At 64.8% G+C, this 14,917-nt stretch carries 8 protein-coding genes and 1 pseudogene; 8 read left to right on the top strand and 1 reads right to left on the bottom strand.

Features of this window, described 5'->3' with window-relative positions; genetic code table 11:
- Window positions 1-14 precede the first annotated feature (14 nt).
- From JHW40_RS23000 to JHW40_RS22970, 7 genes and pseudogenes are all read left to right on the top strand, one after another.
- The gene (locus JHW40_RS23000) at window positions 15-2,198 is read left to right on the top strand and encodes a TonB-dependent siderophore receptor (protein ID WP_170851717.1); all 2,184 of its coding nucleotides are present in this window, start codon (window positions 15-17) and stop codon (window positions 2,196-2,198) included.
- A 136-nt stretch (window positions 2,199-2,334) separates the two neighbouring features.
- Complete coding sequence (locus tag JHW40_RS22995; RefSeq protein ID WP_090610350.1) at window positions 2,335-3,741, top strand: YncE family protein; 1,407 nt, start codon at window positions 2,335-2,337, stop codon at window positions 3,739-3,741.
- A gap of 92 nt (window positions 3,742-3,833) precedes the next feature.
- Window positions 3,834-3,947: pseudogene (locus JHW40_RS22990) on the top strand (IS5/IS1182 family transposase); the annotation flags it as partial.
- Between the two features lie 178 nt (window positions 3,948-4,125).
- A complete protein-coding gene (locus JHW40_RS22985; RefSeq protein WP_090610352.1) occupies window positions 4,126-6,357 on the top strand; it encodes an acyl-CoA dehydrogenase in 2,232 nt (743 codons plus the stop codon).
- Window positions 6,354-7,637 carry an acetyl-CoA C-acetyltransferase gene (locus JHW40_RS22980; RefSeq protein ID WP_090610353.1) on the top strand — a complete coding sequence of 428 codons (1,284 nt, stop codon included), beginning with the start codon at window positions 6,354-6,356 and terminating at the stop codon, window positions 7,635-7,637. Before JHW40_RS22985 ends, JHW40_RS22980 begins: the two co-directional genes overlap by 4 nt.
- Window positions 7,637-9,700, top strand: coding sequence for a 3-hydroxyacyl-CoA dehydrogenase NAD-binding domain-containing protein (locus JHW40_RS22975; protein WP_090610354.1), 2,064 nt, complete (start codon window positions 7,637-7,639; stop codon window positions 9,698-9,700). Before JHW40_RS22980 ends, JHW40_RS22975 begins: the two co-directional genes overlap by 1 nt.
- A complete protein-coding gene (locus JHW40_RS22970) occupies window positions 9,697-11,529 on the top strand; it encodes an acetyl-CoA hydrolase/transferase C-terminal domain-containing protein (protein WP_090610355.1) in 1,833 nt (610 codons plus the stop codon). Before JHW40_RS22975 ends, JHW40_RS22970 begins: the two co-directional genes overlap by 4 nt.
- 294 nt (window positions 11,530-11,823) lie before the next feature.
- Here the strand turns inward: JHW40_RS22970 and JHW40_RS22965 are convergent, their stop codons facing one another.
- A complete protein-coding gene (locus tag JHW40_RS22965) occupies window positions 11,824-12,612 on the bottom strand; it encodes a phytanoyl-CoA dioxygenase family protein (protein WP_090610413.1) in 789 nt (262 codons plus the stop codon).
- A gap of 416 nt (window positions 12,613-13,028) precedes the next feature.
- Here JHW40_RS22965 and JHW40_RS22955 point away from each other — a divergent pair, with 416 nt between their 5' ends.
- Entirely contained in the window at window positions 13,029-14,684 is a 1,656-nt protein-coding gene (locus tag JHW40_RS22955; RefSeq protein ID WP_090610357.1) for an acetolactate synthase large subunit, read from the top strand.
- The last annotated feature ends 233 nt before the right edge of the window (window positions 14,685-14,917 follow it).

Below are 14,917 nucleotides of genomic sequence, written 5' to 3'. Positions count from 1 at the left end.
CCGCAGCCACGGCGATGGGTTTGATCCTGTCGCTGTGCTCCCATGCCAGCCATGCGCAATCCCCGACCGATGACGACGACCCGACGATTCTGGATGTCATCACGATCATGGGCGCCGGTGACAGCGCGGAAACCTCTTATCGGGCGGACTCGACCGTCGGGCGGGTGGCCGCAGACCCCAAGGATGTGCCGCAGACGGTGACGGCGGTCACGGCGAACAGGATCGCCGATCAGGATATCCGCTCGAACCTCGATCTGCTTCAGGCATCGCCGGGCGTCGTGGTGACCAGCAACGAGGGCTTTACAAGCATCCGGGGTTTCGGGGCGAACAGTTCGCTTGAAGGCACCCCGGTGGGCACCTTCATCGGCCGGACCTCGGCCGACCTGTCTGCGTTCGAGCAGGTCGAGATCCTCAAGGGACCAGCGGCCATCTTTCAGGGCAATGGCGCCTTCGGAGGCATGATCAACTATTCGTTCAAGCGTCCGCTGGACCACGAGGCGCTGACCACGCGGGTCGGTTTCGGCGATCCGTCATCGAAACTTGCGACGGTCGATTACTCGATCGAGCCGCTTCTGGACGGCAGGCTGCGCGCGCGGTTTGTGGGATCGTGGGAAGATCGCGACCTTACCGCACATCCGGAAGGATACGAGCGTCAGTCCTATTTCGGCGTGGCAGAGTTCGATGTGACCGACCGCACCACATTCCGCGTCAACGCGTGGCGGCAGAAAAACGACTCGATCCAGGGGTGGCGGACGGCGCTGCCCGCCTATTCCGACGGGACGCTGATCGACTTTCCCGCTGGCACCACGCTGACGCAGGACTGGGCACTGTACCCGTTCCGATCGCTGTGGGTGAACGCCGAGGTCGAGCATGAGATCAACGACCGCTGGAACCTGAAGCTGGCCTATCGCAACGGCGAATCCGACCATCCGGCACTGCGCAACATTGCAAGCTGTTCGGGACCGAATGCCGGGATCGGCTATGACCGCACCGGCATCGACAGGGACAATCCCGACGGGCGCGCCTGTCATACGCTTTATTACTGGAACGACTGGAACCAGTATGAAGTCATCGACGCGAACCTGTCCGGATCGTTCGACGCCTTCGGGCGCTCGCATGATGTCGTGATCGGTGCAATACAGCAACGCAGCTGGTTCCGCCGGGCCTTCGGTCTTCCGGTCGATGTCGGGGACGAATTCATCGTCGACATCTTCAACCCCGATCCACATGTGATCGACAGGCCGGAATGGGCCATCACCACGCCCTTCGGCCCGAAGCCCGATCCAACGACGGAATATCACCTGTTTGGCCGCGTCGATATTGCCGCAACCGACCGGCTGACCATCCCGATCGGCGGTCGTCTTAGCTGGGTGAAAAGCTCGGAAGGCGAATGGACCGCGAAAGGCGAATTCACCCCGTCGATTGCCGCCGTGTACCAGATCAACGACACAGTGACCGTCTATGGCCAGTATTCGCAGATGTTCTCGGTGAACACCGGGAACCGCGGCTGGAGGCCCGAGTGGACGGCGGGCGAGGTTTACGACTATGAGGACGGCGTTCTGCTGCCCAACCCGACCGGCACCCAGAAGGAAATCGGCGTGAAGGCGGATGTCTTCGGCGGTCGCGCGCTTGCGACGGCAGCGGTCTTCGAGATCAAGGAAGAGAACAGCGCCGGGGATGACGCCGACCCGGATCATATCGCCTCGGACGGCTTTCCCTTCATGGTTGCGTCCGGCCTGACCCGCAGCCGGGGGGTGGAACTGGAACTGAATGGCGAGATCCTTCCGGGCTGGAAGATCGGGGCGGGCTATACCTATCTCGACGCCAAATATGTCAGAAGCGAACTGGCACCGGGTGCGACCCTTGCCATGGCGCCCCGGCATTCCGCCAACATCTGGACGCAATATGGCTTTGAATCCGGCAGGCTGGACGGGCTGAGCCTTGGCCTCGGGCTGCGTCTGCGCAGCTCGTTCTGGGGCGACGCGACGGATGAGGCCGACACGAACCGCGTCAAGGCACCGGGATATGGCATCGTTTCGGCCAAGGTCGGATATGATTTCACCGACAGCGTCAGCGCGACGCTGAATGTCGATAACCTGTTCGACAGAAAATACTACGAGATCGCGGGCAGCCGTGGCGGCGGGAACTATCACGGCGAAGGACGCCGCGTCTCCTTCGCGCTGCAAAGCCGGTTCTGACGCGAGGGCGACGAACACACCCACCCGAAGTCAGATGGTTGACAATTTCGGTCGGAAACCTACTGCTGCATCGCAGCGAAGCCAGCCCGAACAATCGGTCAAGCCTGCAATCCATCCATCCAATCAGGAGAACATGATGAACGGAAATCTTCGCCTTCCCATCCGCAGGCTGGTCGGCGCCTCGGCACTGGCGCTGTCGCTGGCGGCCCCCGTTCTTGCGCAAAGCCCGTACACCCCTGTCGCGGAAGAATTCACCGGCGGCCTGTATGCAGCGCCATCCGGCGGCACCGCGATCTATCCGGGCAGCGCGGCCACGATCTCGGGTTACGGGCTGATCCCGGGTCAGGAGATCACGCTGATGCGTGGCAACACGGTGCTGAACCCGGACGGCCCGCTGATCGCCAATGACGAAGGTGAGGTCAGTTTCGACCTGACCGTCGATGAAGAGGCGGCGCTCGGCCTGCAACCCATCGTCGCCATCGCCGAAAACCCCGCCGCTGCGACCGTGTTCGAGCTGAAGGTCTCGCCCCAGGTCCCGCTTTCGGGCGAAGACCTGTTCGAGATCGCCAGCCAGCCCGTCGTGCCCGGTCTCTATCAGGTGATCTATAACGAATCCTCGGACGCGCTTTATGTGACCTCGTCGGTCGGGCGACCGCCGATTTCGCAATCCGAACTGGTCAAGCTGAGCCCCGAAACGCTGGAAATCGTCGGGCGCGCCACGCCGCCCGCAGCCCCCGCGCGTCCCGACGGCAGCGATGGCGGGCTGTTCGGGGTTTATGGCGTCTGGGTGGACGACACCAATGGCCATGTCTGGGCCACGACGACCCGTCAGGACAGCCTTGCGGTCTATGACAAGGACGATCTGTCGCTGGTCAAGCAGTTCGATTCCGGTTCCGTCACCCATCCGCGCGATGTGGTGATCGACGAGGGCCGCGGCCGCGCCTATGTCAGCACCAGCTTCACCAAGGCGATCAACGTTTTCGACACCAACAGCCTGGAGCCGCTGGAGCCGATCGAGATCACCTCGACGGTGCGCGGCGAAGAGTTCGGCGCACGCAGCATCGCCGTCTATCCCGAAGCGGGCAAGCTGTTCTCGGCCAGTCTCAACACGCCGGAGGTCGCGGTGGTCGATCTGGACAGCGGCGAGGTTCGCGTGCTGCCGCTGCCCGGCGCCAAGGCATCATCGGACGCGGCCTATGACCCGCAGGACGGGCTGATCTTCGTGGCGTCGCAGGCATCCGACAACCTGCTGATCGTCAGCGAGGAAACCGGCGAAGTCCTGCATGACGTCACGGTCGGCGCGGGGGCGCTGAGCGTCGCGTTCGAGCCGGTCAGCCGCCGGGCCTTCGTCGCCAATCGCGGCGCCGGCACGATCACGGTCGTGAATACCGATGGCGAGATCGTGGCCAATCTGGAGGCGGGTTCCTATCCGAACCATGTGCGCGCCGATGGCAAGGGCAATGTCTGGGCGGTGAACAAGTCGCAGGGACAGGACGATCCGAACGGCGACCGCATCTGGCGCATCACCGCTGTTGCCCGCTAGGCGATCCGGCAGCCATAACCGGGGGGCATAACGCCTCCCGGTTACGGCTTGGGACGATGATGCTGTTGTGTCATCCGTCCAGGCGTCGCCACGGCGATGACGAATGGCTTGCGCGCCAGCATGGTACACATCGCCGACGCCAGTATCGCAAGGCGCATCTGGCAATGAACAGGACCACGGGCGGCATCTGCGCGGTGGAATTCAGCGACGACTTTGCCATGACACAGCCCCGTCCCGCCGCCAACCTTTCCGTTTGTGGGGTCCGCGAGGTGTTGGCTTGCCGACGGACATCGCCCGGTCGGACGTTCCGGAAACCCCGCATGACCGGACGGCAGGCATGGAACCCTGCTTTCTCGGGCGCTGTTGAGCCATGAAGGAGGCGTCATGGCTGGATTTCGCAGGAACCGTATCACCCGCCCGATCCGCAGATGGGCGAAGCGCGCCCTGCCGCAACTGTCCGCGACAGAGGCCGAGGCGCTTGGCGCGGGCGAGGTCTGGTGGGAGGCAGAGCTGTTTTCCGGCAATCCCGACTGGGGCAGGCTGCATGCGACGGCGGCCCCGGAACTGACCCCGGAGGAACAGGCCTTCATCGACGGCCCCTGCCGCGAATTTTGCGCCATGATCGACGACTGGCAGGTGAACCAGTCCGATGCCGACCTGCCGCCGGAAATCTGGCGGCATCTGCGCCAGCACCGCTTTTTCGGGATGATCATCGGCAAGGAACATGGCGGTTTGGGCTTTTCGGCCTTCGCCCATTCTGAGGTGGTGCGCTATATCTCGACGCGGTCCGTCGCGGCGGCGGTGACGGTGATGGTCCCGAATTCGCTGGGTCCGGGCGAGCTTTTGCACCAATTCGGCACCGATGCGCAAAAGGAATACTGGCTGCCCCGGCTGGCCGATGGCCGCGAACTGCCCGCCTTCGGGTTGACCAGCGCCGAAGCCGGGTCGGACGCCTCGGCCATGCGCGACGAGGGCATCGTGGAAAAGGGGATGTGGGACGGGCAAGAGGTGTTGGGCATCCGCTTGAACTGGGCCAAGCGCTACATCACGCTTGCGCCGGTCTGCACGGTGTTGGGCCTTGCCTTCAAGCTGCGCGATCCGGACGGGCTCTTGGGCGATACCGAGGATATCGGCATCACCTGCGCGCTGGTTCCGACCGATCTGCCGGGCGTGGAAACCGGGCGGCGGCATATCCCCTCGACCACGATGTTCATGAACGGGCCAACGACCGGCACGGATGTCTTCATCCCGCTGGACCATATCATCGGCGGGCCCGACCATGCCGGGCGCGGCTGGATGATGCTGATGAGCGCGCTTGCCGCCGGGCGCGGCATCTCGCTGCCCTCGATGGGTTGCGCGGCGATTTCGGTGTCGGCCCATGTGACGGGCGCCTATGCCCGCATCCGCCAGCAGTTCAACCTGCCCATCGGCAAGTTCGGCGGCGTCCAGCAGCCGATGGCGCGGCTTGCCACCGACGCCTATGTGATGGAATCCGCCCGCCGCCTGACCTGCGCCGGGCTGGACGAGGGCCGGGCGCTGTCGGTGATTTCCGCGATCATGAAGGCCCATGCCACGGCGCGGATGCGCGAGGCGGTCAATGACGCGATGGACGTGCATTCCGGCAAGGCGGTGATCGACGGGCCATCGAATTATCTGCTGCCGCTCTATCGCGCGGTGCCCATCGGCATCACGGTCGAGGGCGCGAATATCGTCACCCGCGCGCTGATCATTTTCGGGCAGGGCTCGATCCGCGCGCATCCGCATCTGCTGGACGAGATGCAGGCATTGCAGATCGAGGACGAGGAACAAAGCCTGGATGCCTTCGACCGCGCCTTCTGGGCGCATGTCGGTCATGCCCTGCGGACCACGGGGCGGGCATGGTGGCGGGCATGGACCGGCGGGCGGCTTGCACCTGCGCCCGACGATGCGGGCGAGGCGGCACCGATCTATCGGCAATTGTCGCGTTGGTCGGCGGCGATGGCCTTGATCGCGGAACTGGCCTTTCTGACCATGGGCGGGGCGCTGAAGCGCAAGGAGATGATCTCGATCCGCATGGGCGACGCGCTGTCCGAGATGTATCTGCTGTCTGCCGCGCTGAAACGCTGGCGCGACGACGGCCAGTCGCCCGAGGATCTGCCGCTGCTGGAATACGCCGCCGCGCGCGGATCCGCGAATATCCGCGGCGCGCTGGATCAGGTGCTGCGGAACTTTCCTGCCCGTTGGGCCGCCGCGCTTGGCCGGTTCCTGACCCTACCCGGCGGCGCGCCCCGCCCGCCCTATGATGCGCTGGTCGAACGCTGCGCCGGGCTGATCTTTGCACCCTCACCCACCCGCGACCGGATCATCGGGCGGCTGGACGATGGCTGCGCGCATGGCGGCGTCGCCCTGCTGAACCGCGCCTTCGCCGCCGTGGTCGCGCTGGAACCTGTGACGGCGAAGCTGCGCGAGGCCGGGCACGATCCCGACAGCGGGCTGGCGTCCGGGGTGATCTCTGACGCGGAACGGGCGCGGTTGACGGAAATGCAGGATCTGGTCGCGCAGGTCGTCGCCGTCGATGATTTCACGTCCGAGGAAATTGCGCGCCTCTTTCCCGGCACAACGGAGGTCACGCAATGACCCGGACCGTCTGGCTGGTCGATGGCGCGCGCACGCCTTTCCTCAAGGCGCGGGGCAGGCCCGGCCCCTTCACCCCGGTCGATCTGGCGGTGCAATGCGGCCGGCCCCTGCTGGCGCGGCAGCCCTTTGATCCCGACCTGATCGAGTTGGTGATCCTCGGCTGCGTCAATGTCATCGCCGACGAAATGAACCCCGCCCGCGTGGCCGCGCTGCGTCTGGGCCTGCCCGACAGCACCGTGGCCTTCAGCGTGCAGATCAATTGCGGATCGGGGATGCAGTCGATCGACACCGCCCTGCGCTACATCCGCGAGGGCAGCCACGACATCATCCTGGCCGGCGGCACCGAGGCACTGAGCCATGCGCCCCTCGTGCTGCGGCAGGAGGCGGTCGAATGGTTCGGCGACATGGCCAATGCCAAAGGCCCCGTCGCCCGCGCCACGGCCGTGACCGGCTTCCGTCCGGGATTCCTCAAGCCGGTCGTCGGGCTGGAACGCGGGCTGACCGACCCGATCACCGCGCTGAACATGGGTCAGACCGCAGAAATTCTGGCCCATCGCTTTGGCATCGACCGTGCAACCGCCGATGCCTATGCGATGGACAGCCATCACCGGCTGGCCCGCGCACAGGATCAGGGCTGGTTGGAGGACGAGGTGATGCCGGCCTTCGACCGCGACGGCAACGCCCATCTGCGCGACGACGGCGTCCGTCCCGACAGCGACATGAAGGGGCTGGCCAAACCGAAGCCCGCCTTCGAGCCGCCTTATGGCAAGGTAACGGCGGGCAATGCCAGCCAGATCACCGATGGTGCCTGCTGGACCATCCTTGCCTCGGAAGATGCCGTCCGGCGTCACGGGCTGACGCCCCTTGCGCGGATCGTGGACAGCGAATGGGCGGCGTTGGACCCCTCGATCATGGGGCTTGGCCCGGTTCTGGCCACCACGCCATTGCTGCAACGCCACGGGCTGTCCTGCGACGACATTGACTTGTGGGAGATCAACGAGGCCTTCGCCGCGCAGGTGCTGGCCTGCCTTGCCGCGTGGCAGGACGGGGATTTCTGCCGCGAGGTGTTGGGGCTTGCGCAGCCCTTCGGGCGGATAGACCGCGACCGGCTGAATGTCGATGGCGGGGCGATCTCGCTTGGCCATCCCGTCGGCACCAGCGGCAACCGGATCGTGCTGCATCTGGCCAATGCCATGCGCCGCCTTGGCCACCGGCGCGGCATCGCCACCGAATGTATCGGCGGCGGACAGGGCGTCGCGATGCTGCTGGAGGTGGCGTGATGACCAGCGCAATGGAGTTCCTGAACAGAACGCGGCTGGAGCTTGGCCCGGCGGCGGACCAGACCACCCATCCCTGGCGACGGGCCGAGGCCGACGGTATCGTCTGGCTGGTGCTGGATTGCGAAGCCAGCCCGGTCAATACCGTTACCGAGGATGTGCTGACCGGCCTTGATGCGGCACTGCGCGATCTGGCCGGGTCCCCGCCGCGCGGGGTGGTCATCCGCTCGGCCAAGGCCGGCGGTTTTGCGGCGGGCGCGGATATCGACAGCTTCGACCGCATCAGCGGTCAGGGGGCGGTGGAACTGCTGGAACAGGGCCATGCGGTGCTGGATCGGCTGGCGTCCCTGCCCTGCCCGACCATCGCCATCATCCATGGCGCGGCCCTTGGCGCGGGGTTCGAGATCGCGCTGGCCTGCGACCACCGCATCGCCATCGACGGCGCGAAATTTGCCTTTCCCGAGGTCAATCTGGGTCTGCATCCGGGTCTTGGCGGCACGTTCCGGCTGACCGGCCTGATCGACCCCATCGAGGCGATGACCCTGATGCTGACCGGCAAATCCGCGCATACCGAAAAGGCGAAAAAGCTGGGCGTCGTCGATGTCGTCACCCGGGAACGCCATGTCCGCGCGGCCGTCGAGGCCATCATCGACGGCAAGGTCGATCCTTCGGTGAAGGGGCTGAAATCCCGCGCCCTCGCCTTGCACAAGGCCCGCAGCCTCGCCGCCACCCGGATGCGTGCCGAGACCGGGAAGAAGGCGCCCTCCGCGCATTTCCCTGCGCCCTATGCGCTGATCGACTTGTGGGAGGCACATGGCGGCGACCGCAACGCGATGCAGAAGGCCGAGATCGCCAGCTTTGCACGGTTGCTGGACAGCGAAACCTCGCGGAACCTGCGCCGGGTGTTCTTTCTGCAACAGGGACTGAAACAGGCTGGCCGCGGCGATGACGGAATCGCCCATGTCCATGTGATCGGCGCGGGAGAGATGGGCGCGGGCATCGCCGCATGGGCCGCGATCCGGGGCAAGCGCGTGACCTTGGCCGATCTGGAACCAAAGGCGCTGGCCCGCGCGATCCGGCAGGCGGCGCAGATCTGCCGCGACAGCCATCTGGGCGGGATCGAGACGCGCGACGCGCTGGACCGGCTGATGCCGGACCCGAAGGGTTACGGTTGTGCACGCGCCGATCTGGTGATCGAGGCCGTCCCCGAGGACGCGGCCCTGAAGGCCCGGATCCATCGCGAGGCGGCGGGCCGGATGAGAAAGGATGCGATCCTTGCCACGAATACCTCCAGCCTGTCGCTGACGGAACTGGCCCGCGCGGTGCCCGATCCCGCGCTTTTCGCCGGGCTGCATTTCTTCAACCCTGTCGCCAGGATGCAGCTGGTCGAGGTCATCGGCCACGCCAGCACCGCGCCAGAGGTCATGGACCGCCTTGCGGCCTTCTGCGGGGCCATCGACCGACTGCCCGCGCTGCTGCACGACTATCCGGGCTTTCTGGTCAATCGCGCGCTGGTTTCCTATCTGATGGAGGCGATGGTGCTGATGGACGAAGGTGTCCCGAAAGAGGTCATCGACCGCGCCGCCCTCGATTTCGGCATGCCGATGGGTCCGGTGACGCTGGCCGATCAGGTGGGTCTCGATATCTGCCTCGACGTGGCCGAAAGCCTGAAATTGGCCCTGAAGAAGCCGATACCCGAGATCAGCCCACGCCTGCGCAAGAAGGTAAAGGCGGGCGAGACCGGCAAGAAGGCCGGGCGCGGCTTTTACGATTGGTCGGACGGCACGCCGCGTCCCGAAACCGCGCAGACCGGCCCCGAGGATCTTCAGGACCGGCTGTTCCTGCCGATACTGGATGCCTGCATGGAATGCCTGCGCAAGGGCATCGCGCGCGACGCGGATCAGGTGGATGGCGCGATGATCTTCGCCACCGGATTCGCGCCGTTCCGGGGCGGGCCGATGCGTTACGCCAACACGCGCGGTATTAATGAAATCCGGCACAGGCTGGACGAACTGGCGGATCGCCACGGCGAAAGGTTCCGCCCCGATCCGGGTTGGAGCGAATGACACGGCATGACAACGCCGATGCCGTCGCGCGGGAAATCGTTTCGCGGACCGACGGCACGATCCGCCTTGCACTGCCACTTGGTCTTGGCAAGCCGGTATCCATCGCCAATGCGCTGGTGCGGCTGGCCTGCGAGGATCCCCGGATCGAACTGTCTATCTTCACCGCGCTGACGCTGGAACGGCCTCAACCCGGCAGCGGGATCGAGCGGCGCTTTCTGGAGCCGGCATTGGACCGGCTGTTCGGCGCCTATCCGCAACTGCTCTATGCCGACCTGCTGCGGCGCGGCGATCTGCCCGACAATATCAGGGTCAGCGAGTTCTTTTTCATGGCGGGCCGCTGGAGTGACGTCGCGCAGGCGCAGCAGGATTACATCTCGGTCAACTATACCCACGCGCTTGATCTGCTGGTCGGGATGCGCCCGAATGTCGTGGCGCAACTGGTGGCCGAGGCGGACGGGCGGTTCAGCCTGTCGGGCAATACCGATATCTCGGCAGATCTGTTCCGCATGCGCCGCGACGGCGTTCTGGATTTTCTGGCCGTCGCTGAAACCCATGCGGAACTGCCGTTTTTCGCCGGACAAGATGCGATCCTCAGCCCAAAGGAATTCGCTCTGGTGCTGGATCGACCCGGTGATTACGAGCTGTTTTCCGCCCCCAGGCGCCTTGTCGATAACGCAAGCCATGCGATCGGACTGCATGTCAGTCGCCTGATCGAGGATGGCGGCACATTGCAGATCGGCATCGGCTCGGTCGGTGATGCGGTGGCGAATGCGCTGCTGCTGCGCCATCGCGGGCTGGACCAGGCGCTGCAAGAGGATTGCCCCTTCACCCGGCCGCAAGGCGCCGACGGCCCGTTCACGACAGGGCTTTACGCCGTCACCGAGATGCTGGTCGGCGGATTGCTGGAGCTGTTCGACGAAGGCGTCATCGACCGCGAGGTGGATGGCTGCGCGATCCATGCCGGCTTCTTCGTCGAGACGCGGGATTTCTATCGGCGCCTGCGCCAGATGGAACCCGGCCGCCGCGCCCGGATCGGCATGGTTCCGGTCAGCTTCACCAACCAGCTTTACGGCGACGAACCCGGCAGGCGGGCGGCGCGTAAGAAGGCGCGTTTCGTGAATGCGGCGATGCAGGTGTCCCTGCTGGGCGATGTCATGTCCGATACCGTCACCGACGGAAAGGTCATCAGCGGCATCGGCGGGCAGTTCAACTTTGTCGAGCAGGCCTTCGCGCTGGATGACGGGCGGGCGATCATCACCCTGCCCGCCACCCGGATGGCCAAGGGCAGGCTTCGCAGCAATCTCTCGTGGTCGCTGCCCTCGGTCAGCGTGCCGCGGCACATGCGCGATATCGTCGTGACCGAATACGGCATCGCCGACCTGCGCGGCAAGACCGATGCCCAGACCGTCGCCGCCCTGATCGGCATCGCAGACAGCCGCTTTCAGCCGGGGCTTCTTCGCCGCGCCAAATCAGTGGGCAAGCTGCCGCAGGACTTCCGGCTGCCCGTCAGCGCAACACGAAATTCACCCAAGCGATTGGACGACTGGCTGGACCCGCATCGGACGCTTCTTCCTCGTTTTCCCTTCGGCACCGATTTCAGTGAGATCGAGCAGCGATTACTGCCCGCCATGACAGTGCTGAAGAACCTCTCTGCGACAGTTCGGGGAAAGGCCCGGCTATTGGCGGCAGCCTTTGGCAAGGCCGCATCACCGGATGAAGAACGGATGATGCGTCGCATGGGATTTGATGGCAGGCGCAACAGCATGGAGGCGCTGGCCCTGCGCGGGGCGCTGCGCCTGAACCAGCGCTCTGGTGGCAGAATGGTCTGACGAATGCCGTTGAGGGCCAAGGGATTGATCCACGATCCGGCTTCTGTTTCGCCGCCCATGCCTCTGCGATCTGCTTGAGATGTTCGGGCCCTCAGGGCCAAGCGCGTCCGCCATCCGTCCGCTCATAAACAGACGGGGCCAGTTGCGGGAACGACCTGAGCAATTCGAATGCGTCATCGGCATCATGCGGTCGGTCATGGTTTCGATAAGCAAGACGCTGCATAGGTGAAGGCGCCTGTGTCCGGGAAATTCCCCGGTTCGATGCAGACCTCCAGATGCCTGCCATTGCCGGTGTCAGAATTCCAGCCCGCAAGCCCTGCGGATCGCGATCTGGACCGGTGAGGGCGGCAGTGCCGGATCGAATTCACCCTTCGGCAGCAGCGGCGGTTGCGCCATGAAGCGGGGCCCTGTTCCCCGATGCGGTTGCGCCGCATGAACCAGGAAGGGATGGCACAGATAGACCGTGCCCGCCGGGCCCGTGGCCAGCGCCTCGGGGCAGGCTTCGGTCGAGGCATAGCCGTCCGCCGACAATTGCCGCAGCGTCGCGCCCGCCGCGCCATGGGGCAGCAATTCGCGGGCGATGGTCATATGCGAGCCCTTCCTGATCCGGGTTGGCGCATCGTCAGGCCCGACATCCGAGAACAGGAACAGCATCAGCAACGCGCGATGACTGCTTTTGACATTGACCCGCCACTCCATGAAATCCGAGCTGTCGCCGAAGCTCATGTCCACATGCCAGCCATCGTCGCCTGGTGCGTTGGCCGAGGGGAAGCGGATCGGGAAGCTTCCCAAACCTTGCGGCGCAAGCCAGCGATCCGACCCGGCAAGCTGGTCATAGGCCCGGTGCAGCAGCGATGTATTGGCGGCCTGGACGAAAGCGGGCGTGGACATGGAGGCGATCCGGATGACGGGCTGCGTCCAACTCTCGGGGCGGTCGGGCGAAAGGCCCATTGCGGACCACAACTTTTCCCGGCATTGCCGGGCGAGGTCGGCGGGAAAGGCGCCGTCGATCCTGACGAAGCCGTCGTCGATGAAGCTCTGGACCTGACGCGGGGTCAGGCCGGTGGGGTCGGGATTTGGCATCATGCATTCTCCGTTGGGCGCCTGCGCGGGCGCCGTGTCGATCTGATGGCGCGAACGCGCCGGACGGCAGGGCCGTTCAGATCAGCGGGAAGAATGTGGACATGAACATCATGGATGGAATTTAGGGCAGGCAGCCGGGGGCTGCAAGGCAGCCCCGCGCGTGTTGGCGGTGCCGTTGCCGCAGGACAGTCGCGCATCCACACGACCGCGCCCGATTCGATAAGCACGCGATCTCTATCCTCACAGGTCGGGATCTGCCTGAAGGGATGAAGCGCCAGATGCACGGGCTGCTTCATCTTGCCGAATATCAGGCGATGTCCGTCGGGTGCCGCCATCGTCGGCGATTTGCCGCGATGGGGCTTTTCTGTGCATCATCGGAATGTGTTTGCAAAAGACCGCCACGGGAGGCTGAAACCATGCCTAAAGGATCTGACCTGTTTGTCGCCGCGCTTGAGAACGAGGGCGTGGAACGCATCTTCGGGGTGCCGGGCGAGGAAAACCTCGACATGCTGGAATCGCTGCGGAACTCGAACATAGAACTGGTGCTGACGCGCCACGAGCAGGCGGCGGCATTCATGGCGGCGACGCATGGGCGGCTGACCGGCAGGCCCGGCGTCTGCCTTGCCACGCTTGGGCCGGGCGCGCTGAATTTTGCGACCGGTGCGGCCTATGCCCATCTTGGCGCCATGCCGATGATCCTCATCACCGGCCAGAAACCCATAAGGAGCGCCAAGCAGGCCCGCTTTCAGATCGTCGATATCGTTGCCTCGATGAAGCCGCTGACCAAGATGACGCGGCAGATCGTCGATGCGGGCAGCATTCCGGCGATCGTTCGCGACGCTTTCCGCGTCGCGATGGAAGAGCGGCCAGGCCCGGTCCATCTGGAACTGCCGGAAGATGTGGCCGCAGAGGAGAGTGCGAATACCGTTCTCATCCCGCGCCACACGCTTGAGCGTCCTGTTGCCAGCGTGGCGGCGCTGGACCTTGCGGCCGAGACGATCCTTGCTGCCAAACGTCCGCTGGTGATGGTCGGCGCGGCAGGCAACCGGCCGTCGCTGGTTGAACCGCTGTCAAGCTTCGTGGCGCGCACACGCTTGCCGTTTTTCAATACGCAGATGGGCAAGGGCGCCGTCACCGGCGGCTCCAACCTTTACATGGGCACCGCCGCGCTGTCCGAGGGCGACCATGTCCACGAGGCCGTAGAGCGCGCCGACCTGATCGTCGCCATCGGCCACGACACGGTCGAGAAGCCGCCCTTCCTGATGAAAAGCGCCGGCGGGCCGAAGGTGATCCATATCGGCTATCAATCCGCCACGGTCGAGCAGGTCTATTATCCGGATATCGAGGTGATCGGGGATATCGGGGCCTCTGTCGAAGCGCTTGGCGCGCGGCTGGAAGGCCGGCTGAGTGCCGACGATGGGATGCTTGAGCTGCGCCGGAAGATCTTTGCCCGCCTCAACGACCGTGCCGAGGCAGACCGCTTCCCGGTCACGCCCCAGCGCATCGTCCATGATGTCCGCAAGGTGATGCCGGAAGACGGCATCGTCTGTCTGGACAACGGCATGTACAAGATCTGGTTCGCCCGCAACTACCGCACCCATGTCGCCAATACGCTGCTTTTGGACAATGCGCTGGCGACGATGGGTGCGGGTCTGCCCTCGGCGATGACGGCGGCGATGCTGTATCCCGACAGGCGCGTCATGGCGGTCTGCGGCGATGGCGGTTTCATGATGAACTCGCAAGAGATGGAAACGGCAGTACGGCTTGGGCTGAACCTTGTCGTCGTGATCCTGAACGACAATGCCTATGGCATGATCCGCTGGAAACAGGCGGTGGACGGCTTCCCGGATTTCGGCATGAGCTTTGGCAATCCCGACTTCGTGCGCTATGCCGAAAGCTATGGTGCGAAGGGATCGCGAGTCACCGCCGTCGCGGATCTGGTGCCGGTGCTCGAAGCCGCCTTTGCGGGTGGTGGCGTCCATCTGGTCGAAGTGCCGGTCGATTATTCCGAAAATACCCGCGTGCTGGTGGACGAATTGCGCAATCGAAAGCCGGATGTGGAATGTGCATGAAAACACCCCACCATTCCGGGGCGCGAATACCGGAAACGCAAGCAGGCCGACGATGTCGAAGGTCGTGCAAGCCAGCGCGTTAGCCCGCAGCCAGCAAGCGGAGCCCGGAATCCGCTGATTTCCCCGGCTTGCAAAACTGCCGGGCGGCCCCTAATTTAAGGCGATCTTTCTATCGGAGACGCCACCCCTATGGACCTGAACCTCGCCGCATTCACCCCTTCGGTTTCGCTGCG

It is taken from the genome of Paracoccus alcaliphilus (assembly GCF_028553725.1).
GTDB lineage: Bacteria > Pseudomonadota > Alphaproteobacteria > Rhodobacterales > Rhodobacteraceae > Paracoccus > Paracoccus alcaliphilus.
The sequence above is the reverse complement of the archived record's forward strand: the minus strand, read 5'-3'. Positions and strand labels throughout refer to the sequence as shown.

What these genes read in the sequence shown, in the direction of transcription:
- JHW40_RS23000 (WP_170851717.1), top strand. Translation starts at nt 15, where the DNA reads ATGGGTTTGATCCTGTCGCTGTGCTCCCATGCCAGCCATGCGCAATCC.
- JHW40_RS22995 (WP_090610350.1), top strand. Translation starts at nt 2,335, where the DNA reads ATGAACGGAAATCTTCGCCTTCCCATCCGCAGGCTGGTCGGCGCCTCG.
- JHW40_RS22985 (WP_090610352.1), top strand. Translation starts at nt 4,126, where the DNA reads ATGGCTGGATTTCGCAGGAACCGTATCACCCGCCCGATCCGCAGATGG.
- JHW40_RS22980 (WP_090610353.1), top strand. Translation starts at nt 6,354, where the DNA reads ATGACCCGGACCGTCTGGCTGGTCGATGGCGCGCGCACGCCTTTCCTC.
- JHW40_RS22975 (WP_090610354.1), top strand. Translation starts at nt 7,637, where the DNA reads ATGACCAGCGCAATGGAGTTCCTGAACAGAACGCGGCTGGAGCTTGGC.
- JHW40_RS22970 (WP_090610355.1), top strand. Translation starts at nt 9,697, where the DNA reads ATGACACGGCATGACAACGCCGATGCCGTCGCGCGGGAAATCGTTTCG.
- JHW40_RS22965 (WP_090610413.1), bottom strand. Translation starts at nt 12,612, where the DNA reads ATGCCAAATCCCGACCCCACCGGCCTGACCCCGCGTCAGGTCCAGAGC.
- JHW40_RS22955 (WP_090610357.1), top strand. Translation starts at nt 13,029, where the DNA reads ATGCCTAAAGGATCTGACCTGTTTGTCGCCGCGCTTGAGAACGAGGGC.